Here is a 24,634-nt window from a genome sequence, read left to right on the forward strand (position 1 = left end):
TCTCTGAATATGGCGGAGGAGCAGGGATTTGAACCCTGGATGGGCTATAAACCCATGCCGGTTTTCAAGACCGGTGCATTCAACCACTCTGCCACCCCTCCGGAACGGCGCAAATATTATAAGCTCACTAAGCCGTTGTAAACCCTTATTTCTAAAAATATGTTCATATGCCCAAATCTCAGCCATCCGAAAGATTCAAACGGAACTCATATCGCACAATAAAAGCCGCTCCAGAATGGAGATTTACCATGCCGCTCCGTCACCCCTGTGGTAAAATCAGCTTATCTTTAAATGACTTTGAGCCACAATGAAGCCTAGCTTGATCCCGGCCGGGGCCCTTACCCCTCAATACTCCAATCTGCAGCTTCCCACATCGAGCCAACTGACAGATCTATTACTTGGACAGGAAAGAGTCATAGAGGCCTTTGGCCTGCTGCAAACTTTATCAGGACAACAACTTTTCCTGGCAGATTTCCAGGGTATCCACCGCGTTTGGCTATTTAAAGCCCTGAGCGCCCAGAGCAAGATGCCGATGCAATACTTGAGCGGTCGCATCACCCGGGCGCAGCTACTCGGCCATCAGGATAGTCAACAACAAAGGCAACCGGGTGCCCTCACAACGCCAGGAATACTATTTATCTGCGCCGAATCCCTGTGGAAACGTGAGCCTTTATGGGAGCTATTATTAGATGCCATTGAAAAAGGTGGTTTCGAGCTTCAAGGGCAATGGCAGCCACTTCAAGCCAAAGTTGTATTGGTGGGCTCGAGTCTGCTCTACAGCGAACTCAGGTTCCACGAACGCAGATTTAGCGAGTTATTTGCCCTGCTTGGCGAACTGGTATTTGAAGTAGACCTGCAAAAAGTCGCTATCAATGACTATGTAGTCTGGTTGGCAGAACTGGCAAAACTCAGCCATTGTCAGTTGACAGAGTCGGCCTTACTGCCTCTGCTCAGATACAGTAGTCGCCTGACAGAGCATCAACAACGTTTGAGCCTCGCCAGCGCAGATTTGGCACAAGTGTTCGCTGAAGCTACTTTTTATAGCCAAGGACAAGCGCTGGATGCCAACGCCATTGAACATGCCCTGGCACAACGCCAACAACGGCATAACGCCCAAGAGCAGCAGTCGGCACAAAATCTTGATGACGCCTTCATCTATTTGCCAACTGAAGGCGCTATGGTGGGGCAAATTAACGGCCTGACTGTAATAGACACCTTGGATTATTGCTATGGCGAGCCGGCCAGGATAACGGCATCGGTGCACTATGGAGATGGTGAAGTCGCCGATATTGAACGGAAATCTGAGTTGGCGGGTAATATCCACGCCAAGGGAATGATGATCCTGTCCGCGTGTCTCTATCGGGTATTTGGCCGCGATGCACCCTTGCACCTCAATGCCAATATCGTATTTGAGCAATCCTATCAGGAAATTGATGGTGACAGCGCCTCTCTCGCCGAATACTGCAGCCTGATCTCGGCCATAACCGAACAGCCGATAGACCAAGGACTCGCGGTAACCGGCGCACTGGATCAGTTTGGTAATGTACAGGCAATTGGGGGCGTCAATGAGAAGATTGAAGGCTTCTTCAAACTCTGCGCGAGGCGCGGCTTGACCGGCAGCCAGGGAGTAATTATGCCCAAGTCCAATGTGCAGCAACTCAACCTGACACCCGATGTTATAACAGCGGTAGAACAAGGATTATTCCAGCTCTACGAAATCACTCATGTAGACCAAGCCGTCACTCTGCTGATGGGAATAAAAGCCGGGGAAGCCGACGAGGACAACAACTTCCCAGAGGACACGCTTTACGGCATGGTTCAACAACGACTGGACAGATTGGCAGGTAATCTTGATGAAGAACCAGGCTATTTTGCGAGGTTACTGGCAAGATTGCCATTTTTTAATCAATAACTAGCTGATCGGAGTTGTTTAGCTTACACCTGTTCGCTAATCTTGGCGGCACTTGAAGAAGGATGTGGTAACAACAATGACTAAAGTAAACAGTTTCAACAAAGAAGAACTTATCGCCTGTGGCCATGGTGAGATATTTGGCAAGAATTCCCCTCGCCTCCCCGTGGATAATATGTTGATGATTGACCGAGTTGTCACCATCAACGATAACGGCGGCACCTTCGGCAAAGGTGAAATTGTTGCAGAGCTGGATATCAATCCGGATCTCTGGTTCTTTGGCTGTCATTTTGTTGATGATCCTGTTATGCCTGGTTGCCTGGGGCTGGATGCCATGTGGCAACTAGTTGGTTTCTTCCTTGCCTGGGAAGGTGCGGTAGGTAAAGGCCGCGCGCTGGGGGTTGGTGAGGTTAAATTTACCGGTCAGGTACTTCCCGGCGCCAAGAAGGTAACTTATAGGCTGAATATCAAGCGCACCATACACCGTAAACTGGTGATGGGCATTGCCGATGCAACTTTGGAAGTAGATGGCCGCGAGATCTACTCGGCCACGGATCTGAAAGTAGGTGTGTTCAGCGATACTTCCACCTTCTAAAGTAGAGAATTCAAACAACAAGGTCGGCAATTGCCGACCTTGTTATTTTCAGAGATGCATAAAAATGCCCTCTTCTGAGAGGGCAATCTTGCTGAATTACTTACTGAACAGGCCGCTTATCCGGCCTTCTACCCCTTCGCGCCAACCTCCTAGCCACTGGGAGCGAGAATCAAGATTCGAATAAGGACAAAGCTCCTTGGAGCGGCCGCCGACACCGGCTTGGAATCCCTTCGAAAAGGCTCGGTCTAAACGATCTCGTTTTTGTCTCTTCATGCAAGCGTCCTCTGTACTATTTTACATAGAAGCATCAGCTTCACTTGCTATGAATAGAACTTTTCAACGCCGAGATCAATCAAAAAATCGCCAATTATAGCGAAGAAATTTTAAACTATTGAGATCCTGATTAAAAAAAATCGGCGCCTTTTAGGCGCCGATCTCACAGGCTTAAACCAAGCTTAAATTTTACGTCTGCGCCACCAGATAAGCGGCAGCAATGCCAACCAACCCAAACTGGCCGCACCGGAACGCTCAAACGGCTTATCAATATCACCGTCGTCCACCTGAGTACAGGCTTCCCCACTGCCACTGGGCTTAAGAACAACCATACGCGGCAGATAAGAAGTCACTGGCTGACCGTTGCCATTAAGCTCAAACAGCGGCTTGCCGTTTTCACCAATTACCAAATTACCTTTTTCATCAAACTGATAAGAAGGCTTACGGATAAAGGCAGTACCGACTATGGTGCCTTCCTCATTGATACTGTTGGCTTCCACCACCACTATGTCAGTGTTGTAGGTCAGGGTTTTGCCTGAACCGTCCTCAACACTCACTTCATGACGTTTCCAGTTGCCTTCGGCATCTTTCTCATAGCCTTTTGACTCACAGGTCAGCAACTTATTGAGATTACTGAACTCACCGGACTCTTTATCAAACAGGAAGCCCACTTTCGGCCTTGGTTTATCTTTGTCATGAGTTGACTCAATATAACCCACGACCTGACCTTTGTTGTTGATATCTCTAGGTTTACTGGAGAGATCCGACATGGTGCTATAGAAATCATTGGGGGTAACCGGCTTGGTTTCCGGGGTGTTTGTATCGTAGATAAAGAACTTATCGCGGATATAACCTTGGATATATTTGTTGTAACTACCAACCAAAATCCCTGCATCATTGATGTCATAGGCAATGGAATTACGTACATCGCCATCAACAACCGGGATCCAATGGTACTTATATTCACCATTGGTATCTTGACTCCAGTAAGCCGCATCCATTCTCAGGTTGTCTGTATCACCATTACGGTAAACATGAGAGCGTCCGGCTACAACCCCTGCGTTGTTCAGCCCCAGTCCCTGCGCGGTAAAGGTATAATCTGAATCCCCGGGTGTCAGACCAAGCGGTAACTCAGTACCGGTAACTGCGCCGTTCTCGTATTGCCAAACATAGGCTCGCATTTGGTACTGAATATTGCGGGTATTATTGGCATTAGGGTACTTTTCCCTTTGCAGACAAACATCCAGCGGCAACGTGTTGTCGTCGCTGAGACAAATAGCCACTCGCTCTGCCCCATATTTGCTGATAGCAGTGCTGGCATAACCGGCAATTTGGTTTTTACTGTTGATCGCAGAAGCCATCGACCAACCACCGAGCTCCGCTGTTTTATCATCTTTGGTGTAAGTGGTATAAGGCGGCAACAGCGGCACTTCAGTACTGCCGTCTTTGACAAAACCGCGCTGCTCAAAGTCACGGTAATACCAGTACTCCTGCCCTTCGGTTTCCCCGTTATAGTCAACCTTCTTCTCTTTACCTGTCATGGCACCAACACGAATACCGGCATCATTGATGTCATAGAGGAAACTATCAACCGAGTTGACGCTTGTAGGATCGGCTGGATCCGTATCAGCCGGCGGTGTGCTACCGTTGATACTCTCAAAATTAGGCGTCCAGGGACTCACAGGATCGTTTTCCTGGGAGTTGAAGGTGAAATTATTGGCAATGATAGGTTTATTAATGGAATAAGTGATCTTTTCCTCGGGAGCGATACCATCTTCAATGTCGATGATACCGTCATCATTGTCTACATCCGAGGTGCTGAGCTTTTTCTTGCCCTTAGCCACAGCGATGGCTTCATTATTGGCATTAACGCCCATACCGTAACCGGTGCGAGTATCGGTCAGGTTACCTTTGAGATCATATTCATCCAGGTTAACGACTTCATAGACAGGAGCCGCCTGCGATACCTGTAATACACTGATAACCCCCATGGCCACCAATGACAGCGCACTATTCAACTTCATTAATTTGATTCCCATTATAATTTTGTGCTCACTTCATTGACTCGAGTTCTTCCCAACGCTCGAAGTAAGCCTCCAGTTGCTGTTCTTTCTCTGCCAACTGTTGCAATTCGCTGCTCACAATAGTTTGATCCTGCGAATAAAAGTCCGGCTGATTGACGCGCTCCTGCAGCTGTTCCAACTCCTGCTCCAGTGTTTCCATCAAGGCAGGTAAAGCATCCAACTCACGTTGAAGCTTATAGGAAAGCTTTTTGGCTGTCTTGGGTTCTGCAGTTTTTTGCGGCGCAACCTCCTGTTTGACAGGCTTAGCCGCCTCAGGTTCCTCAGCATCGCGATAGAAACGTGCCCCTTGGGCAACCGCATCCTGATAGCCGCCGACATATTCACTCCAACGGCCATTGCCGCTGAACCACCAGGAACTGGTGACTGTATTATCAATAAAGGCCCGGTCATGGCTGACAAGCAACAAAGTGCCTTCATATTCAGTGAGCAGAGACTCTAGCAATTCCAGTGTCTCTATATCAAGATCATTTGTCGGTTCATCGAGAATGATAAGGTTGGCCGGCCTAAGCAGCAACCTGGCCAGCAGCAAACGGTTCTTCTCACCGCCACTGAGCGCCTTGACCGGTGTGCGGGCACGCATGGGCGAAAACAAAAAGTCCTGCAGATAACTGAGGATATGCCTGTCTTTGCCGTTAACAGTAACAGTGCTCTTACCCTCGCCGACGTTCTCTTCAACCGTCTTTTCCGGATCCAAGGCTTCGCGGTATTGGTCAAAGTAGGCGACTTCCAGCTTGGTGCCCGTCTTGATTTCACCACTCTGCGGCGCCAACTGACTGATCAACAACTTGATAAGCGTGGATTTACCGCAACCGTTGGGGCCAATCAGCGCGATGCGATCGCCGCGCATCACGTTGGTGGAAAAGTCCCGCACCAGGTCCTTATCTGCCAGGTTGTAATTGAGATCCCGCACCTCAAACACCAACTTGCCGCTGCGCTCGGCGTCGGAGACCTGCATTCTGGCATTGCCCTGACGCTCCAGGCGGGCCCGGCGCTCCATTCTCAAGGCCTTGAGGGCCCTCACCCGACCTTCATTACGGGTACGGCGAGCCTTGATCCCCTGACGGATCCACACCTCTTCCTCGGCGAGTTTTTTGTCGAAATGCGCGTTTTGCTCAGCCTCAACCCTGAGCCACTCCTGCTTACCATCGAGATAACTCTGGTAATCACCGGGCCAGGAGGTGACCACTCCGCGATCCAAATCGACTATGCGGGTGGCAATCTTTTGAATAAAGCCACGGTCGTGACTGATAAAGGCGATGGCGCCCTTATATCCCAACAGAAACTGTTCCAGCCATTCTATGGTGTCAATATCCAGGTGGTTGGTTGGCTCATCGAGCAGTAACAAATCTGGCTCGCTCACCAAAGCTCTGGCCAGGGCGACTTTACGTTGCCAGCCGCCAGAGAGTTCAGACAGAGGCTTATCCGGGTCCAACCCCAGCAATCGGCAGTTTTGCTGAATACGGTTGTCGAGCTGCCAACCATCGAAGTGATCCAGCTTGGATTGCAACCGCTCGAGGTTTTTCAGCATTTTCTCGAGCGCTTCACCCTGGGCCTTGGCCATAGACTGCGACAGCTGATGGTATTCTTCGAGTAGTTGGCCCACATCTGCAAGACCGGCGGCAATATAGGAATAAACAGTGCCCTGCTCCGCTTTGGGTGGGTCCTGTTGCAAGCGGCTGACTTTCACATCGGTGGCGATATTAAACTCACCATCATCGAGCAGGACTTCTCCTGCCAACACCTTCAATAGGCTGGATTTGCCGGCACCATTACGGCCGACAATACAGACCCGCTCGCCGGCTTCAATACTGAAATCTGCCTGCTGTAGCAGAGGGGTATAACCATAGGCAAGCGAGCCATTATTGATACGAACCAGACTCACATTATGCTCCTGTAAAGCGTTTTACTTGCTGTTCATCAAAGGGCCAACAGAGTTCTTCACCCTGGCGATTGGCCAACACAGGAATAAGCACGCCATAGCGCTCGGCAAGCGTTTCTTGCTCGCAAATATCCTGGGTGCGATAACGAATATTAAGGCCATCGAGCAAGGCCATGGCCAACTCACACAGATGGCAACCATCTGTGTGGTATAGGGTCAATGGCGTCTCAGGCATGGGTGATCAACCAAGTATTATGAATATGCGGATTGCGCTTGTAATCCATTGGCAACATCTGGGCATCCATATTGGTGACTGACATGCCCTGAGCCGCCATGGCTTCGATATCCATTTTGAACTTACGTTTATTGTTGGAAAAGATTATCTCTCCGCCAGGATTGAGCAATTTGAACAGATCAGACAATAACTTGACGTGATCGCGCTGCACATCGAATGAGTCTTCCATCCGTTTGGAGTTGGAGAAGGTTGGCGGATCGATAAAGATAAGATCGAACTTGCGGTCACAATCGCGGATCCATTGCAGGCAGTCCCCCTGCTCGAAACGATACTGTTTGCCAATCAAACCATTGAGCACAAAGTTATCCTTGGCCCAATTAAGGTAAGTGTTGGACATATCCACTGTCGTGACCGACTTGGCACCGCCAAGCCCGGCGTGTACCGACGCGGTTCCCGTATAGGCGAACAGGTTGAGTACATCACGGCCGTTGGCTTTACTGCCCACCAGTTTGCGAATAAGCCTGTGATCGAGAAACAACCCGGTATCCAGATAGTCTGTCAGGTTGAGTTTGAAACGGGCACCATACTCCTGGGTTACCAGCTCCAGCTTTTCTTTGTCGAGCCGCTGGTACTGATTTGTACCCTTCTGCCGCTCGCGGGTCTTGAGGATGATCTTGTCCGGCTCAACACCAATGGCGCCGGGCAAAGACAGAAGCACATCGGTCAAACGTCGCTTGCTGACGGCTTCAGGTATGCTGGCAGGCGCTGCATACTCTTGAATCACCACATAATCCAGATACTTGTCGATAGCGACATTATATTCAGGAATATCTGCGTCATAGAGGCGATAACTGTCGATCCCCTCTTTACGGGCCCACTTATCCAATTGTTTCAGATTCTTTTTCACCCGGTTGGCAAAGGCACTGGCGATGTCACTGACCTCAACCCCCGACTGCTCGGCTGCCACCGCCGCCCTGCGGGTAGAATTGGCATGCAGGGTATAGAGGTTAAAGGCGCACTCAAGTGCCCCGTTGAACATCTTCATCTGCTTGTCGGCCTTGAGCTTAAGCGATGAGATCAATTCGATATCACTGCAAAGCAAAGCCACTTGCCAACCACCGAACTCACGCTTGAGCTTGTCGCCAAATTGATAGTAAAGCTGCAACAAGGAGGAGACATTGCCCAAACGCTCGCCATAAGGCGGGTTGGAGATCAATAAGCCTTTGTCCAGCGGTGGCGTGATATTGAGAGCATTGGCAACACTGAACTCGATCAGATCACTGACACCGGCGCTCTTGGCATTACGTTTGGCCAGCGCCACCATGCGCGAGTCTATGTCCGAGCCGAAGAACTTCACTTCACAACGGTTCTTGCCTATGCTGGCGCGCGCTTTGGCTTCCTCGACTATGCTTTGCCAAAGTTTGGCGTCATGGCGATGCCAGTGCTCAAAGCCAAAGCGACTGCGTTGCAGTCCGGGGGCCATATCGGCCGCTATCATAGCCGCCTCAATCAACACAGTGCCACTGCCACAAAATGGATCCAGCAAAGGCGTTTGTTTATCCCATTGGGCGCGGGCCAACATGTTGGCAGCGAGATTCTCTTTCAATGGCGCCTCACCGGTACCGCTGCGATAACCACGTTGATGCAGCGCCGGCCCGGAGAAGTTCAGCGCTATGGTTACCTGGCCGTTACGGTAGTGAGCATCGATTTTGAAGTCGGCATCAACACGTTGCACATTGGGACGGTTAAGATCATCTTCGCGGAAACGATCCACCACAGCATCTTTAATCTTGAGGGCCCCGAACTGGGTGTTCTTGATAAAACCGCCCATGCCGTGAAAGTCGATACTAAAGGTACAACGGTTGTCAAAGTGGCTCGGCCAATCGATACAGAAAGCAGCATTATAAAGCTGTTCTGCTGAGTCACAGGGCCCGCGATGCAATATAAGAAGAATACGGCTTGCCAATCTGGTCCAAAGGGTAATGCGGTATGCCTGCTCCAGTGGACAGGAAAAATAGACCCCGGCCAAACTTTCCTTGACCTCAAGCGCACCGAACTCGCGCAGTTCCTGCGCCAAAGCATATTCAAACCCCTTGGGGGCCGCCGCAAAAAAATTCAACATGAACTAACCAGATAGCAAAGCAAAAATGAATGGCGCATTATAACCATTGATCCAGGCAAAAGATAAAAACTTCCGTTTTCAGTACCGCTTTTCTTTCTCAACCACAGCAAAATTGTTTGAGTTGTAATCAACGGGTTTAATCTCCACGCACAGATGAATCAAATTTGAACACTCAATGGCATTTTGATGATTTGTCCTTGCATTGCCGCGCCTTGGTCGCTATAGTCCACCCCGCTTTGAAGGACGCCGGATGGAACAGCATGGTAACTAGCCGGGCTCAATTCTCTATAAGAGCCTCGAAAGTTGTCGGTTCATATCCAGCACCGTAAGCAAATTCCTTAATTATGAATTCAAACTGATTAGTACAAATCGGACGCGGGATGGAGCAGCATGGTAGCTCGTCGGGCTCATAACCCGAAGGTCGTCGGTTCAAATCCGGCTCCCGCAACCAATTTCTAATTCCTTAATTATGAATTCAAACTGATTAGCACAAATCGGACGCGGGATGGAGCAGCATGGTAGCTCGTCGGGCTCATAACCCGAAGGTCGTCGGTTCAAATCCGGCTCCCGCAACCAATTTCTAATCCCTTCATCCAGCATGGTAGCTCGTCGGGCTCAGTTCTTTATAAGAGCCTCGAAGGTCGTCGGTTCAAATCCGGTTCCCGCAACCAATTTCTAATTCCTTCATACAGCATAGTAACTCGTCGGGCTCAGTCCTTTATAAGAGCCTCGAAGGTCGTCGGTTCAAATCCAGCTCCACAACCAATTTCTAGTTCCTTCATGCAGCATGGTAGCTCGTCGGGCTCAGTTCTTTATAAGAGCCTAGAAGGTCGTCGGTTCAAATCCGGCTCCCGCAACCAATTTCTAATTCCTTCATACAGCATGGTAGCTCGTCGGGCTCAGTTCTTTATAAGAGCCTAGAAGGTCGTCGGTTCAAATCCGGCTCCCGCAACCAATTTCTAGTTCCTTCATGCAGCATGGTAGCTCGTCGGGCTCAGTTCTTTATAAGAGCCTCGAAGGTCGTCGGTTCAAATCCAGCACCGCACCCAATTTCTAATTCCTTCATCCAGCATGGTAGCTCGTCGGGCTCAGCCTTTCCCCTAAATTAATACCAATCTCTTGATGAGATTTTCCAGCTTATGCTGCTTGGCATACGCAACAGGCGGCATATAGTTCGGTGAACTATGAGGGCGAATATGGTCGTAGTGTTCACGCCATAGCTCGATTTAGTATCAAGCCCCGTCCAAGGTTCTGAACCAGTGCTGGTTCAGAGATTCATTTCGGAATTTGCCATTCAGACTTTCCACAAATTGGTAAGTAGGGGCCGGGGAAGCTATTTCGAATCGATTCCCCGACATGCTGAAATGAACAAAACCACCGTCACCTCCGGGGGTCAAATTCCCAACTCTTTGAACAGATCATCAGTGTCATCATCAACATTTGCTGCTTTCACCCAAGGAGATTCAGGAGCTTTACTCTGTGACTGTTGACTGCCATGGCGAGCCAGTAGCAGATCAGGATCAAATTCTTCATCGGTTTCAAACTCTGCCAGACGAATGAACTCTGTCTTGTCCATAGCAAATTCAAGATAAAATATATGGTTATTTTCTGTTTTGAAGGACACTCTACGAGCAATGGGCTCGTCCAAGTTGGCATCAATCGATATCGTCAGTTCCTTGTTTATAGTCAGCATCTTTGGCTGGCTTTGGCTAATAGAAGTTTGCAGCTCCTTGGATACCTTGCCGATAAAATCCCCCAGCATCTGATTCATCAACTCACCCATTACATCACCCACCTCATCTGAGGTATGGGAGAAAGCTAGCTCTTCCTCCGGCATGCCCATATGCAGCATGTAGCGGCGATAGATTTCCAACGCGGCGGCCGCTGAAAAGTTGATCACCACCAGGCCGGAAAAACCGCCATCAAAGATAGAGAAGCAACCGAGATCCGGCTTAAGCCGAGTGCGGGTAATACGCTGTACGACTCCAGCATGAGACAAAGAACTTGCTGTAGTGGCTGATAAGACATGGGTCACAGAATGGCAAAGCTTCAGTAAAATATCGTCTGAACTAATGACTTGAGGTGTATTCATGAAAAGAGACCAATAATAGACATAGGGTTAATCTTGAGCCCTTCAGGCAAAAAAATCAAAATAAAAACAATTAATTAGCCCCCCCAAGGTTAACTAAAGTGACTTAGCACGGCTTAAGCTTCTGATATTTGAGCCGATATCCTCTGTGCAGCATTGAGAGCAGCGAAGCAAGGAGCTCTTTTTAGGCTTGATATAAGCTGAACAATGAGCCCGATCAACAAAGCAATACACACAAGGTAAAAAGGTTTCACTTGGTTTTTCCATCGCGTTATAGTCGCTGCCAACTACCTAATAAGAAATAACAAAGGAGTACAAAATGGCATTACTCAGGAAGCTCACCATTCTTCAGCGCCTTATCCTTATGTTGGTTCTGGCCGCAATAGGCACCCTGTGTTTCGCCAGTTTCTCCATTAAAGAACAGTACGATAATCTGATAACTCAAAAATGGCTGCAAAATGATGCCCAACTGAACACAGCCCTGTCTGTAGTTGCCGCACATCGCACTCAGACACAGGCGGGTAAACTGACTCTCGAAGAGGCTCAACAAGAGTCAGCTGCCTTGGTGGGCCAGATGCGTTATGGCCGTGAAGGTTACTTTATTCTGCTCTCAGATCAGGGAAAAATCATCGCCCACGGCGCTGAGCCGTCGCTGGTGGGCCAAGCCATTGCCGATTATCGTATCAAGGATGGCAGCAATCCGCTGGCCCAGCTACAACAACAAGCCAAGGCCAATGGCACAGGCAAACTCAGCTATGAGATCCGCAACCCAGCCAGTGGTAATAGCGAAGAAAAGCTCACCGAATCCAGATATGACAAAGATTGGGGCTGGACTCTGCTCACCGGCACATATATCAGCGATGTCAACGCCACAATGAAGTCAGTCTCAATCGATTATCTGATCATTATGATGTTAATTTCAGCGCCGATTTTTATCTTCTTTCTGGTGCTCAATCAATCCATTACCGCGCCACTCAAGACCGCCATCGCCGCAATGGAGGATATTGCCCAAGGTGAAGGCGATCTCAGTAAAAGGCTCGAAGGTCAAGGCCGTGATGAAGTAGCAGCACTCGCCCGTGCCTTTAACAGTTTTGTAGAGAAGATAGGTAGAACCGTCAGCGAATTGCAGCCACTTGGTGCATCACTTGGCGAGGACGCCGAGCACCTGACAGTCGCAGTCAAAGAGTCCAACCACAGCGCCGATAACATCCACAGGGAAACCGCCAGCGTGGCCACCGCCGTGAATCAGATGCTGGCAACCACCCAGGAGATGGCCAACAATACCCAGCAGGCTGCCGATGCTGCTTCCAGCGTCAAACAACAAGCCCTCAGCGGTAAAGAGACCATGGATGCGACACTGGCAAACTGCCAGGAGCTGGTGCGCGAACTGCAGGCCGCTGAAAACCTTACCGAAACCTTGGGTCAGGCTTCAGGCAGAATTGGCGGCATTCTCGATGTGATCCGAACCATTGCTGAACAAACCAACCTTTTGGCACTCAACGCCGCCATCGAAGCCGCCCGCGCCGGTACTCACGGCCGCGGCTTTGCAGTAGTGGCCGATGAAGTGCGCGCCCTTGCCAACCGCACTCAGGACTCCACCAACGAAATTCACAAGCTGATCAGTGAAATTCAATCCGGTGTCAGCGCCGTTATGGAGAGTAACAGCCAAACACAGAGCCAATCCTCCGAGCTGCAAAAACAAGCCGAAGCGGCAGGCTCTGCCATGGATCAAATCCTTTCCCTGGTAGCACAGATAAGCGATATGAATACCCAACTCGCTAGCGCTACCGAAGAGCAATCTTTGGTGACCGAAGAGATCAATCGCAATGTCAGCACCATTTCCGAGCTGACTCAAGTTTCAGTGCAAGCCAATGCCAGCAACCAAAGCGCGGCAATGTCGCTTGAGCAAATCAGCCAGAACATGCGCCGCACTCTGGGGCAATTCAAGATCTAACATCTCGAGGGGCAGAACGTATTCTGCCCCTTTCTTATTGTGATAAACTAAGAAAGGTCCTCGTGGCACTCTGGTTTGCACAGCAATTGGCGTTCAAGGCATCTGACTGAAGGCATGCCGGGGCCTGTCGAAGTTGGATAACGAGAGAGCCGGTTGCTGCGAAAGCCCCCAAGGGCGTGGCTTACAGGCCTGCCCACTGTGTTCTGCTTCTTGCAAAGGACGAGGGCCATTTTGCTGCGAACCAGGCCTTACATCCAGGCCTGTAAGCCGACGCAGAGCACACATGGAACTTTTTCTACCTTCCCGGAGTTTGCCGTACCCGGCAGGTGATACCGCAGCGGCGCCCATAGGGCGCCCGGGCGAGAAAAGAGGTATTGGCTTTGCGCATGACATTGGCGGTCTATCCGCAGCTATTCACTATCCACAGTTTCAGCTCAGATACCCAGGTTCCGGCTGAAGTACTGAGCCAGCCGCTGTTTTTTATCGCCAAAACCCGCGAGGAACTTTCGGTTGTCGTCGATTGTAAACTGGAGCTCGATAGCCTGGAGCAGGAAGAAGATTGGCGTTGTCTTGAGCTTTTAGGGCCGCTCGGCTTTTCAATGACGGGTATCATGGCCAGAGTCTCTGCTACTCTCGCCGATGCCCATGTGAGTATTTTTACTGTTTCAACCTTCGATACCGACTATATACTGCTGAAGAAAGATAAGTTGGATACCGCCATTCGCGCCCTCAGAAAGCAGCAATATCAGGTTATTGAATATGGCAATTGACGGCTTGGTCGCCGGAGTATTGCAAAACGTCAGCCGTTACCGGATATTATTCAGTTAATTACATGAGTCAAAGAAGTCTATGTACGAAAAAACCGTCACTATTACCGCCAAACACGGGATCCATACCCGCCCTGCCGCACTGCTGGTAAAAGAGGCGAAACAGTACGATTGTGATGTGATGGTTGAGTGCCAGGGCAAACAAGCCAGTGCCAAGAGTCTGTTCAAGTTGCAGACACTGGGGCTCTATCAAGGCGTGTCTGTCAGAGTATTTGCCGAAGGTGAACAAGCTCGCGAAGCCGTTGAACGGGTGTCGGAACTGTTGATCACCTTAAGTTGAGAAGAACACAGATGCGCCTCGCCGGAATTGCAGTCTCATCGGGTATCGCCTTCGGAGAAGCGGTAGTCTACAACCCCTTTGACAACAGCATGGACTACCGCCTGCTGCCACTTGCCAAAATCCCCCAAGAGCTGAATAAGCTCACCCAGGCATTGCAGCGCTTGTGCCAGCAGTTACAAACCAGCCTGGATAAACTGACCGAAGATTCAGACAACTTCCAATTGGTGGAAGCCGACCTGCTGTTACTGGAAGATGCCGAACTTATTCAACAAATTCGCGAGTCCATCAGTGGGCTGCAGTTTTCGGCGACCGCGGCAGTAGAGCGGGTCTTTGCCCACCAGGCCAGTGAACTTGAAGCGTTGGAAGACCCTTATCTTGCAAACCGGGCCCAGGACGTACGTTGCCTCGGCAGACGACTTATCAGTAGTATCAACGGCGCCGATGCCGATGGCCTGGATAAACTCAAGCATGACTCCATCTTGTTGGCCCAGGATCTGACACCGGCGGAATTTGCCCTATTGCCCCTTGAACATATCAAAGGCATCATACTGAAAACCGGTGGCCTCACCAGTCACACTGCTATCTTGGCCCGTGCTGCCGGCATCCCCGCCCTGCTTTCCTGCAACTATCAAGCAGGCAATATCAATGCCGGCGATCAACTCATTCTGGATGCCAACCAAGGTGCCTTGTTTGTTCGCCCTGAGCAAACCGAAGTCACAGAGCTTAAGCAGAGATTTGAACGAGAACAGGCAAGACGCAGCGCGCTGGAGCAATACCGGGACAGACAGACCCAGACCCGGGACGGCAAACGCATAAGCCTAATGGCCAACGTGGGTAACCTCAATGAGATCTCTCGCCTGCACCAGGTCGGTGCAGAAGGAATAGGCCTGTTTCGTACCGAATTCATGCTGATGGATGTCAGTTGCATTCCAGATGAAAAGGCTCAGTACAACCTCTATTGCGATGCCCTGCAGCTACTCAATGGCCAGCCCTTTACTATACGTACACTGGATATAGGTGCTGACAAGGAACTGCCTTGCCTGGATCAGGCAATCGAAGACAATCCAGCACTTGGCATGCGCGGCCTGCGCTACACCCTTAAACATCCTGAAATCCTGCAGACACAGCTACGGGCCGTATTGCGCGCCGCCAATCATGGCCCGGTTCGGCTGATGTTGCCCATGGTTAATCAGGTTGAAGAGTTGGATGCCGTCCTGGATATGCTGGAGCACTGCAAACAGCAGCTCAGCGAGGCCGAGAAAGGCTATGGAGACATCAGCCTCGGCATAGTGGTGGAAACCCCTGCCGCGGTTATGAACCTGCCAACGCTGCTGCCAAAGCTGGACTTTATCAGCATAGGGACCAATGACTTGACGCAATATGCCATGGCGGCGGACAGAACCAACCCTGAATTAACCCGGGATTATCCCTCATTTTCACCGGCGATCCTCAGGCTGATTGCCATGACAATAGCAGACGCCAAAGCGGCCGGCATCAGGGTCTCTTTGTGCGGAGAGCTGGCAGGCGATCCGCGCATTGCGCCAATACTGATGGGCATGGGGCTGGACGAGTTGTCGGTCAACCCCGGCTCTGTGCTGGAAGTCAAAGCGGCGCTGTGCGAGGGTAACTTCAGTCAATTTGCAAAGCAGGCCCAAAAAGCACTCACCTGCACTCGATTGTCTGAATTGACATCCTTGATCTCCCTCTGTCATTAAGGCAGTTAATTCAGTATGCTAAGCAAAAATCCCCTTCCCCAACCTGAACGTTGTCGAGGGACTGTTTAACCGGAAACCAAAAACAAAAAGGACAAAACAACCCATGGGATTTTTAAGCCGGATCCGCCGCATGGTATCGGGGCAGCCCACCATAGAAGGCGGTATTAAAGTTTATGCCCCTATCAGTGGCGATATTGTTGCCATTGAAAAAGTCCCGGATGTGGTCTTCGCCGAAAAAATTGTCGGTGATGGCATTGCCATAGAACCCAAAGGCCAATTTATGCTGGCGCCGATTGACGGTACCATAGGCAAAATTTTTGAAACCAACCATGCCTTCAGCATAGAGTCGCCCCAAGGGTTGGAACTGTTTGTTCACTTCGGCGTTGGTACCATAGAACTCAGAGGCAAAGGCTTCAAACGCCTGGCACAGGAAGGTCAAGACGTTAAAGCCGGCGAACCTATACTGGAGTTTGACCTCGAGTTTCTCAAAGATCAGGTCAACAGCCTGCTCACCCCTGTGGTGCTGGCTAATATGGAAGACGTAAAGTACCTGGAAAAACGCCAGGGTAGCGTCAGCGCCGGCAAAGATGTGATATTTACGGTTCAAGTCTGAGATAATCCCCAATAATACTCAAATGCATTATTTGACATAGTGCATTTGAGTGCGGCTCAGCGTACACGAGCTTCTGGTTGTGGTTCATTCAAAAATCGCCGTTCCTGGAACAGATAACTCTCTCACTTAACAATATCGCATCAGCTTTTGTTAAAGGTGATAAAGCGATAACTTCGTTCCGGACGGCCAATAGCCCCGTAATTTTGATCAACAATCAACTCATCAATCGCCAGCATATATTCCAAATAACGCCGTGCAGTTGAACGACTCATGCCGACAAGAGCCCCCATTTGTTGTGCGGTATAACTTTGTTTCGGATGTTCTGTAAACACGCAACGGATTTTATCTAAAGTCAAGGCATCCACACCTTTGGGTAAACGAACCGATGCTTGATTACTCGATTGCTTATCCCCCCCAAATAGAGTGTCTGCGATGGATTGGGTTACTTCTTCCGCTACCGAGAGACAGTATTGGCGAGCTTCGAAGCGAGCAAGTGCTTGGTCTAAACGCTTTAACATTAAAGGTTTAACAAGAAAATCACATACTCCCAATTGCATGGCTTGTTCTAAAATGGTGACTTCCTTGGCTGCTGTAATCAACATCACATCACTTTTTAGTCCTTGCTTACGAACCTGTTGTAACAACTCAAGTCCAGAACCATCCGGCAGATAAATATCCAATAAAATTAGGTCAGGTTGTAATGCTTTTAACAAACCGGTCGCAACTTTTATGCTACCGGCACAACCCACAACTTGATACTGTCCCTGGCGTACAGTGTCTTGAGTTTGGGGAAACAGTAAATACTGAGCCAACAATTGTGAGACGGCAACTTCATCTTCAACAATGATTACTGAATACGCCATGAGAAGTTCCTTTAACATGTTTCTTCGGAATGTAAACGGTAATCCTTGCACCGCCTAAATCAGATTCTCCCAATTCCAATGTACCACCACAAGATTCCAAATGCGTTTTCACCAAATACAACCCAACCCCATGTTGTGCACCCGTTTTCGAACTGTATTGCGGTGTAAAAATGGCAGCTTTGTCAGCACCTAGCCCTATACCACTATCTTCAACATCGAATATAATATTTTGCGCCGTTTCATCAATGGTCACTAACACACGAGGCACCCGCATGTGTTGTACCTTTTGCACCGCTTCAATCGCATTGTCAATCAGATTACCCAAAATAGACACCATGCGTTCCAGAAGTTCTTTGCGTTCAATACTGCATAACAAACTATCATTATTCAGTTCCACGCAGACATTCACTTCCCGGGCTTTGTGGTACTTACCCAGTAATAATCCAGCGATAACAGGTTCTTGAATATGGGTCAATAAACTTTCAATCTGAGCCTGTGAACCTTGGCTCTCTTGGCCAATTAGCTCAATCGCCTTATCCAACTCTCCCATTTGGATTAACGCACCAATAGTGTTTAATTTATTTGAGTAATCATGAGTTTGTACCCGCAATAACTCAGCAAATGCCTGTACCTTGGCTAATTGTTGCGATAAATATTCTAACTCATCAGCAGGACGCATACTCAATAGCACACCGTCATTGTAGCCGTGGGCTTGAAGTAAAAAACGTGATAAAACCAGACGTTTATCGGCAGCAAACAACTCGAAACCTAGAATACGGCGGCTTGGATTGCGCAATAAAAATTCTGCATGTTCCGGCAATAGGTCACTTAAATGAAGACTTTGATGCTGGATACGCAACGGTTGCTCCAGGATTTCACAAGCCCGTTGATTTATTTTCCGAACATTCCCATTAGGATCAAGTGCAATAATGCCGGAACGCACAGTGTTCAAGATGGCTTCCTGTTCAGCAAATAGCCTTGCTATTTCATCTGGTTGCAATCCAAATATGGCGTTCCGCACCCATCGACCAATAAATATGGCAGCAAAAATACTAAATAACAGTAACGAAATACAGCCCCAAATCAGTATACTACTGCGTTCTAAAATCAACAATTCAACAGAGCCGGCCAAAAAACCGACAGATACCAAACCTAAGACTTCACCATTATGATCATAAACAGGTACCTTGCCACGAATAGATTCACCTAAACTCCCAGTGGCCTCAGAAACATAATACTCGCCACGTAATCCAGCTTCTGAGTCTTCCCCAACCATGCGTTGACCTATTCGCGTTGGTTCAGGATGCACCAAACGAATTTTTTCAGTATTGCCTATGACAATAAAATCAGCATTTACTTGCTGACGTAATTGTTCCATTTTAGCATTGAGCTCAGGGTGTTCATTCGCTTCCTTCTCGGCTTTTAAAGCCATGATCACATCAGGCCTAGACGCTATTGACATAGCCAATGCTAACGCCTTCCCCCCCACTTCTTGATGAAAGTTTTGCGTGGTCACATTATAAACCAATGCAAAAAAGAACAATGCTTGAAACACACAGACGCCAACAACCCAAATAATTAATCGGGTTTCCAATTTTTTTGGACGGCGAATCGATTTAAATGCGGACGTAGGAATTGCCGCTTGTTCTGAATTTCGCATGATATCCATCCTATAAATTGGCATCCTGACGAAGATAGTTATTCAAAAAACTTTTTAATGGAATAAGCAAAACGAGTATCGCAACAATGCCTATAGCTAATGTAAGAGGCCGTTCCCATAAAAAGCTAATTGAACCATCAGAAATCATCACGGCACGACGATAATTTCGCTCAATCATATCTCCTAATATAAACCCTAGTAATAAAGGCGCCATAGGAAAACTTAGCAAGCGCAGAACAAGAGCTATAACAGCAACACCCACCATCATAAATAAATCGAAGGTATTGAATGTCACTAAATAAACTCCAATTAAGCTGAAGAATAGAATCATTACCGTTAACACTGCCCGCGGCAAGGTTAATGCTTTAGCAAAGTAAGGAATCAAGGGTAGATTCAGAATAAGCAAAACAATATTACCAAAATACATACTGATAATAACAGACCAAAACACCGCAGGATTTTCTTGCATTAGTGTAGGACCAGGCTGAATACCATAAGCTATTAGTGCACCAAGCATAATCGCTGTGGTTCCTGAACCAGGTATCCCAAGTGTCAATAGAGGGACAAAGGAGCCGGTACAAGCTGCATTATTTGCAGATTCCGGTGCAGCTAAACCTCGCATTGAACCTTGTCCAAAGCGTTCCTGTAATGCTTTCGGTGCCAAATTACGCTCACAGGCGTATGCCATAAAACTTGCGATAGTTGCGCCAGCCCCCGGTAATACACCAATTAGAAAACCCAATAAGGATGAACGCCCAACAGTAGGCGCAAGTTCCTTTACTTCCGCTTTACTCAGCTTGGTCGAACCGATTTTAGGCGTGCCCATGTCCTGTTCCCCGGGATTTTTTTGTTCCGGGCGAATTACATTAATCAAAGCTTCCGATAACGCGAAGGTCGCCATGGCAACTAATAGAAAGCTCACGCCATCAAGCAAATCTGCTTGCCCAAAGGTAAAACGTTCAGTACCTGAAGAGGGATCTATACCTATAGTAGCTAACATCAATCCAAAGACTGTCATCATCATGGCTTTTAAAAATTGACCTTTATTAGAAAAGGCTGCAATTGCCGTTAACCCCAGGAACATCAACATCATATAATCCGCAGAATGAAAGCTTAAACTCACCTCTGCCAATAAGGGGGCGGCGACCATCAGCATCAACGCGCCAATGGTTCCACCAGTGAAAGACGCATAAGCCGCAATCGCCAAAGCTTTGCCTGCGTGTCCTTGCTTTGCCATAGGGTAACCATCAAAGGACGATGCCACTGTACCGGCCACCCCGGGCGCATTAATTAAAATAGATGACGTTGAGCCTCCAAATATAGCGCCATAATAAACACCAGCCATCAAAATCATGCCGGAGTCAGCGCCTATACTGTAGGTAATAGGGATCATCAGCGCGATCGCAGTCATGGGGCCTAAACCGGGTAACATGCCAATAAAGGTTCCCACAAAACAACCTATGATCACGTACATCAAGTTTTGCCAAGCAAAAGCGGTTGATAAGCCTGTTAAGATTCCATCTAACATGATTTAACTCCAAAATTCACCGGGGGCAAGATAAACACCTAATAACTGGGTCATGATGATCCAAAAAACAATCACAACAGGGATTGATGCCAACAATAATGTTTTTTTACGTCTTTCACCCATCAACCAAAAACCGAAAAGTAAAAAAAGTGCTGTTGATAATACAAAACCCAGAGGTTCCAGCAATCCGCTATAAAGCAGCATAAGTATTATCAACAATAATGTTTGACGGATACTTTTCCAGCTTATGGTCGTTTTAATTTCCCGTTTATTATTCACTGGCGATTTCACTATTTCTGCTATCATTGCCAGTAAACAAATCACTATCCCTAATACTGTGTACAACTTTGGTAAGCTTGCTGAATTAACACTTTCGTACTCTTCAAATGGCATCAGGGGTATCTGCCAAGCATAAATGCCATAACAAACAAATAGCAGCAAAAATAGTGTTGGTCCTATGAGCTCTCGATTCATCATAGTCATCTCTCCTTTAACGATGGATAAAGCCCAACGCTTCCATTGCGACACGAAGCTGCTGTTCTTGTGCTTCCAATACATCAACAAAGCCGTCCTGGCTGGTAAATAATGTGCGCCAGCCATTACGTTGACGTACGCTCTCCCATTCAGGTGTCGCCATTAAACGTTGAAACCTGTCACTGTATTCCTGCACTTTTGCTTTTGAGACATCTGGGGCAGCAAAAAAGCCGCGCCAATTTACAAATTCCATGTCATAACCCAGTGTTCTCATAGTGGGGAGTTGTGGATATTCCACCAAAGGTTCATCAGCAGTGATCGCAAGGATCCTTACCTGACCCGCACGCATCATATCGAGCGCTTCGCTTAACCCGGTCGATAAGAGATTTACTTCACCGGACAGCAAGCCCGCCTTGGCTTTTCCACCTGCATCATAAGGAATATACCTGAGCAGTCTGCCATCAATACCTGCCGCTTGAACTGCCTGTGCGGCAACTAAATGGTCCATAGACCCGCGGGCTGAGCCACCAGCTACTTTGATCGTTTTTGGATCCCCGCGTAAGGCTTCAATAACATCGTGCCAGCTTTGATAGGGAGAATCTGCACGCACAGCAAACGCCCCGTAGTCGGCAATAACGCTGGCAACTGGTGTCAAATCGCGATAGCTGTAAGGCAACTGTCCCGAAAGCGCTCGCAGCACTATCGGCGTAGAATTAACCATCAACATATCGCCTTTTTTCGTTCCCGACTCAATCAAATAAGCAATCGCGCGGCCGCCTCCACCACCAGAAATATTCTGGAATGAGGTGTTGTCATCCAGTCCTGACTTCACCATGGCTTCGCCAACAGCTCTTGCTGTCGTATCCCAGCCCCCGCCTGGCCCTCCTGGAATAAGAAAGTGCGTTTCTGCGCGACCTTGGACACTGCAGAGCATCAAGGCGTATGCCACTATGGCGATCAACCGATAAGTTATCTTGATCATTGTCCTTCTCCTTTAACCCGGATTTGGTACAGGTGCGTCGCATCCAATACAGGGAAAACCATGAACACCATTTCCCGGACGTAATCTTTAATTTCTTTTGAGGGATGTAGAACAGAATTACTTAATCGCCTTGATAAGGTGTTCCGGACGAAAAATGTTCTTACGTTGGTTTTACGTCGCTGTGCCTTTAACTCATCGTTTTGCCCCCTTCCAAGAAAGCAATCATTCGTGATTCGGCATTCGAATAAACAACCACCGTCAGCGAACTTACGGGACTTTTGCCTGTAGACTCGCCATTTATCGCAATTAAGCCCCTTGAATGGATACGTGTTCTTCACTCTGAACTGCCCAGAAGAATTACAGTCAAACATCTGATAGATGCCGGGAAAATGTTTAAAACATCTTTGTGGGCAACCAGGCTCAGTTCGCCATTGCGTTAAACAGAGAAACCTGCGTTCTATAGCACGCTTTAACTGTCTAATGCCTAAGCAGAGTACGCTGGCGACCGGGATAACTGCCCCTAATCCACCAACAAAGCTAATTGGCAAAATGTCTGTTTGCGCTTTACAAGAAAGAGCATGGGACTGTGACTTTGCTATTGCCTCGGTTGCTTCCCGATAACCCAGGGCATTGATAAAAATAAGCTTATTATTCATTGGCTAATTCCTATTCTGCGTCCGCATTCAATAAGGTTGCTGACGTACAGGACAGCCTAGTGTTAAATCGGGGTTAATATAAGATTGCGAAATTAATTTCCATAAAAACCTTTGACGAAATTTTCTCCATTAAACGCATGCCCAAAATGAACAAAACTAAGGAAGGTGCGAATAAGTCCTCGTAGCACTCTCTTGAGGTAAAGAGTGGCTTGCACAGCAATTGGCGTTCAAGGCATCTGACTGAAGCCATGCCGGGCCTATTGAAGTTGGATAATGCAGAGAGCCGGTTACTGTAAATTCCCCATCAAGATAGCCCTTTTCATCGGTTTAGCCTTTGTTATACTCGCTGACAATCACGAACTATAAGCAATATAGAGAAACGGACTCGTCATGACAGATAGACTCTATGGGATTAAAAACTGCGAGCACTTTTTATCAGATCTACCGTTTAATAACGAAAAGAAGGGGTTGGCCCCCTTCTAAAGGGCCTAATCTCCCTTTCCTATCGTCCCTTGCTTTCCTGAACAACCATATCTAATGCACTTGCGAATGTCGGATCAGCCATCATTCGCTTTCCCACAAACTCTATATCACTTGGGCCGCAATCCATCCCTCTCACTTGTGTTGGTGCCCAGACCTGGGCAAGGATTTCCAGTTGTTCAAACCAAAACGTTGCTCTTTGCTCTGGGGCCAAGGCCGCTCTGAGCCCATCCCTAATCATACGTTGCCAAATGATGATCTGCTTATCTTGAATGAGCTTCATCTTGTTCCAATCATCCTGGTATGTTGGTGCTTTGGCGTGACAAAGTACGGAGACTTCTCTCCAGGCATAAACACGCTTGAGCTGTTCCATCCAATCGTTCGCGTAGCTTGGAGATGATTGAACAAGAACAGAAATCAAAACTAAATAAGTGATCCTAATTGTGCTCCACTTTCATGAGACCATGCCCGCCACCAGGGAATGGTGAAGCATGGTCCATAAAATACTTAACCCGCTCCATCAACTTCCAGATGTTTTTGCACTGATGGTTTCGGGTAACGGTTTCATGTAGTGCGTGCCACAACTGCTCTATTTTGTTGACCCAAGGTGAGTAAACTGGCTGAAACAACAAGATAAACTTTGGGTTTTACTTGAGCCAAGCTTGAGTCTTTTTACTCTTGTGGATGATGTAGTTATCGATAATGAGCGTAATCGTTTGGGCTCGTCTGTACTGTCTTTTGAGCAATTTCAGCATTGAAAGAAATAGCATAGAATCTTTGCTGGAACTGGCGACATAACTTTCCCCGTTCCTGTGTGTAGCGCACCTGCCAAGTATCGTTTGCTATTCTGTCCCGGCGTTGTCACTCGTTTTTGATTGCCTTTATGCATCCATTCTGCGCCGATTTTTGGATTGAGATGGATATCAACTTCATCTTCATAAAATACGGGATGGTTTATATTGCAGCGTTTCAAAGCTGCCTTAATTTCCGCAAGCTTCTCATCTTTATGAGGATCTTTGATATGCAAGGTGGGAGCGGCTCTACGCCAAACAACGCCAAGTTTAGGCAACCACCGCCGAATCGTTGAGGGATGAACCTGCAGCGAAAATAAGCGGTTAACCTCAAGAGCTATTAATTCAGTACTCCAGCGGGAACGTTGGTATCCAAGCTCTTGGGGGGACAATTGAAGCAGTAGTTTGATTACACTCCTTATTTGTTGGAAAGGAAGCACACAGGAACGGCCTCTGGTTGAAGACTCCAGCCCCTCAATGCCACATTCAGTGTACCAACTGACCCATCTGTTGATTGAAGAACGCGCCGCAGCTATCAAGCCTGATACTTCAGTAACAGTACGTCCAGATGCCAACAAGAGAATGGCATTCAGGCGACGGCACTCGTCTTTATCTCTGGTTTTAT

The 24,634-nt window shown here is 48.2% G+C and carries 20 protein-coding genes, 3 tRNA genes and 2 pseudogenes; 9 read left to right on the forward strand and 16 right to left on the reverse strand.

Features of this window, described 5'->3' with window-relative positions; genetic code table 11:
• Window positions 1-10 precede the first annotated feature (10 nt).
• Window positions 11-101 (reverse strand) — tRNA-Ser (locus tag AYI96_RS19870).
• Between the two features lie 206 nt (window positions 102-307).
• On the opposite strand from AYI96_RS19870, the gene AYI96_RS19875 reads away from it, so the two are divergent.
• The gene (locus AYI96_RS19875; protein WP_144362196.1) at window positions 308-1,912 is read left to right on the forward strand and encodes a Lon-insertion domain-containing protein; all 1,605 of its coding nucleotides are present in this window, start codon (window positions 308-310) and stop codon (window positions 1,910-1,912) included.
• A gap of 76 nt (window positions 1,913-1,988) precedes the next feature.
• On the forward strand, window positions 1,989-2,504 hold the full coding sequence (fabA, locus tag AYI96_RS19880) for a bifunctional 3-hydroxydecanoyl-ACP dehydratase/trans-2-decenoyl-ACP isomerase (protein WP_039035293.1): 516 nt from the start codon (window positions 1,989-1,991) through the stop codon (window positions 2,502-2,504).
• A 96-nt stretch (window positions 2,505-2,600) separates the two neighbouring features.
• Here the strand turns inward: fabA and rmf are convergent, their stop codons facing one another.
• The 5 genes from rmf to rlmKL form a co-directional block, all read right to left on the reverse strand.
• Window positions 2,601-2,777 carry a ribosome modulation factor gene (rmf, locus tag AYI96_RS19885; RefSeq protein ID WP_082014336.1) on the reverse strand — a complete coding sequence of 59 codons (177 nt, stop codon included), beginning with the start codon at window positions 2,775-2,777 and terminating at the stop codon, window positions 2,601-2,603.
• A 182-nt stretch (window positions 2,778-2,959) separates the two neighbouring features.
• Window positions 2,960-4,801, reverse strand: a complete 1,842-nt coding sequence (locus AYI96_RS19890; protein WP_101095053.1) for a DUF3466 family protein — start codon at window positions 4,799-4,801, stop codon at window positions 2,960-2,962.
• A 28-nt stretch (window positions 4,802-4,829) separates the two neighbouring features.
• The gene (locus tag AYI96_RS19895) at window positions 4,830-6,743 is read right to left on the reverse strand and encodes an ABC transporter ATP-binding protein (protein WP_101095052.1); all 1,914 of its coding nucleotides are present in this window, start codon (window positions 6,741-6,743) and stop codon (window positions 4,830-4,832) included.
• 1 nt (window position 6,744) lies between these two features.
• Complete coding sequence (locus AYI96_RS19900; protein WP_071476955.1) at window positions 6,745-6,975, reverse strand: glutaredoxin family protein; 231 nt, start codon at window positions 6,973-6,975, stop codon at window positions 6,745-6,747.
• Window positions 6,968-9,097, reverse strand: coding sequence for a bifunctional 23S rRNA (guanine(2069)-N(7))-methyltransferase RlmK/23S rRNA (guanine(2445)-N(2))-methyltransferase RlmL (gene rlmKL / locus AYI96_RS19905; RefSeq protein WP_144362197.1), 2,130 nt, complete (start codon window positions 9,095-9,097; stop codon window positions 6,968-6,970). Before rlmKL ends, AYI96_RS19900 begins: the two co-directional genes overlap by 8 nt.
• 374 nt (window positions 9,098-9,471) lie before the next feature.
• On the opposite strand from rlmKL, the gene AYI96_RS19910 reads away from it, so the two are divergent.
• Window positions 9,472-9,548: transfer RNA gene (locus AYI96_RS19910), tRNA-Met, on the forward strand.
• Between the two features lie 48 nt (window positions 9,549-9,596).
• Window positions 9,597-9,673: transfer RNA gene (locus AYI96_RS19915), tRNA-Met, on the forward strand.
• Between the two features lie 524 nt (window positions 9,674-10,197).
• Here the strand turns inward: AYI96_RS19915 and AYI96_RS19920 are convergent.
• Together AYI96_RS19920 and AYI96_RS19925 are read right to left on the reverse strand one after the other, a co-directional pair.
• A pseudogene (locus AYI96_RS19920) lies at window positions 10,198-10,407 on the reverse strand (integrase core domain-containing protein); the annotation flags it as partial.
• Between the two features lie 83 nt (window positions 10,408-10,490).
• The gene (locus AYI96_RS19925; protein WP_101095135.1) at window positions 10,491-11,189 is read right to left on the reverse strand and encodes a DUF3334 family protein; all 699 of its coding nucleotides are present in this window, start codon (window positions 11,187-11,189) and stop codon (window positions 10,491-10,493) included.
• A 316-nt stretch (window positions 11,190-11,505) separates the two neighbouring features.
• Here AYI96_RS19925 and AYI96_RS19930 point away from each other — a divergent pair, with 316 nt between their 5' ends.
• From AYI96_RS19930 to crr, 5 genes are all read left to right on the forward strand, one after another.
• Window positions 11,506-13,140, forward strand: a complete 1,635-nt coding sequence (locus AYI96_RS19930; protein WP_039036121.1) for a methyl-accepting chemotaxis protein — start codon at window positions 11,506-11,508, stop codon at window positions 13,138-13,140.
• Window positions 13,141-13,520: 380 nt separating this feature from the next.
• A complete protein-coding gene (locus AYI96_RS19935; protein WP_025010258.1) occupies window positions 13,521-13,910 on the forward strand; it encodes an ACT domain-containing protein in 390 nt (129 codons plus the stop codon).
• 79 nt (window positions 13,911-13,989) lie between these two features.
• Window positions 13,990-14,247 (forward strand): HPr family phosphocarrier protein, encoded by a 258-nt coding sequence (locus AYI96_RS19940; protein ID WP_028779985.1) that lies wholly within the window; start codon window positions 13,990-13,992, stop codon window positions 14,245-14,247.
• Window positions 14,248-14,258: 11 nt separating this feature from the next.
• Window positions 14,259-15,962: a phosphoenolpyruvate--protein phosphotransferase gene (ptsP, locus tag AYI96_RS19945; protein ID WP_144362198.1), complete on the forward strand. Its 1,704-nt coding sequence runs from the start codon at window positions 14,259-14,261 to the stop codon at window positions 15,960-15,962.
• Window positions 15,963-16,065: 103 nt separating this feature from the next.
• Window positions 16,066-16,575, forward strand: coding sequence for a PTS glucose transporter subunit IIA (gene crr, locus AYI96_RS19950; RefSeq protein ID WP_039036123.1), 510 nt, complete (start codon window positions 16,066-16,068; stop codon window positions 16,573-16,575).
• Window positions 16,576-16,715: 140 nt separating this feature from the next.
• On the opposite strand, the gene AYI96_RS19955 is transcribed toward crr, so the two are convergent.
• From AYI96_RS19955 to AYI96_RS19990, 8 genes and pseudogenes are all read right to left on the reverse strand, one after another.
• Complete coding sequence (locus tag AYI96_RS19955; protein ID WP_071477223.1) at window positions 16,716-17,438, reverse strand: response regulator; 723 nt, start codon at window positions 17,436-17,438, stop codon at window positions 16,716-16,718.
• Window positions 17,413-19,098, reverse strand: coding sequence for a sensor histidine kinase (locus AYI96_RS19960; protein ID WP_144362199.1), 1,686 nt, complete (start codon window positions 19,096-19,098; stop codon window positions 17,413-17,415). Before AYI96_RS19960 ends, AYI96_RS19955 begins: the two co-directional genes overlap by 26 nt.
• 10 nt (window positions 19,099-19,108) lie before the next feature.
• Window positions 19,109-20,626 carry a tripartite tricarboxylate transporter permease gene (locus tag AYI96_RS19965; RefSeq protein ID WP_144362200.1) on the reverse strand — a complete coding sequence of 506 codons (1,518 nt, stop codon included), beginning with the start codon at window positions 20,624-20,626 and terminating at the stop codon, window positions 19,109-19,111.
• A gap of 3 nt (window positions 20,627-20,629) precedes the next feature.
• Entirely contained in the window at window positions 20,630-21,103 is a 474-nt protein-coding gene (locus AYI96_RS19970) for a tripartite tricarboxylate transporter TctB family protein (RefSeq protein ID WP_101095128.1), read from the reverse strand.
• 13 nt (window positions 21,104-21,116) lie between these two features.
• Window positions 21,117-22,082: a tripartite tricarboxylate transporter substrate binding protein gene (locus AYI96_RS19975; protein WP_039036151.1), complete on the reverse strand. Its 966-nt coding sequence runs from the start codon at window positions 22,080-22,082 to the stop codon at window positions 21,117-21,119.
• The gene (locus AYI96_RS19980; RefSeq protein ID WP_039036150.1) at window positions 22,079-22,738 is read right to left on the reverse strand and encodes a hypothetical protein; all 660 of its coding nucleotides are present in this window, start codon (window positions 22,736-22,738) and stop codon (window positions 22,079-22,081) included. Before AYI96_RS19980 ends, AYI96_RS19975 begins: the two co-directional genes overlap by 4 nt.
• Window positions 22,739-23,240: 502 nt before the next feature.
• A complete protein-coding gene (locus tag AYI96_RS19985) occupies window positions 23,241-23,591 on the reverse strand; it encodes a hypothetical protein (RefSeq protein WP_039036149.1) in 351 nt (116 codons plus the stop codon).
• Window positions 23,592-23,655: 64 nt separating this feature from the next.
• Window positions 23,656-24,634, reverse strand: a pseudogene (locus AYI96_RS19990) (IS630 family transposase); the annotation flags it as partial.

It is taken from the genome of Shewanella sp. MSW (genome assembly GCF_007636515.1).
In the GTDB taxonomy this organism is placed as follows: domain Bacteria; phylum Pseudomonadota; class Gammaproteobacteria; order Enterobacterales; family Shewanellaceae; genus Shewanella; species Shewanella indica.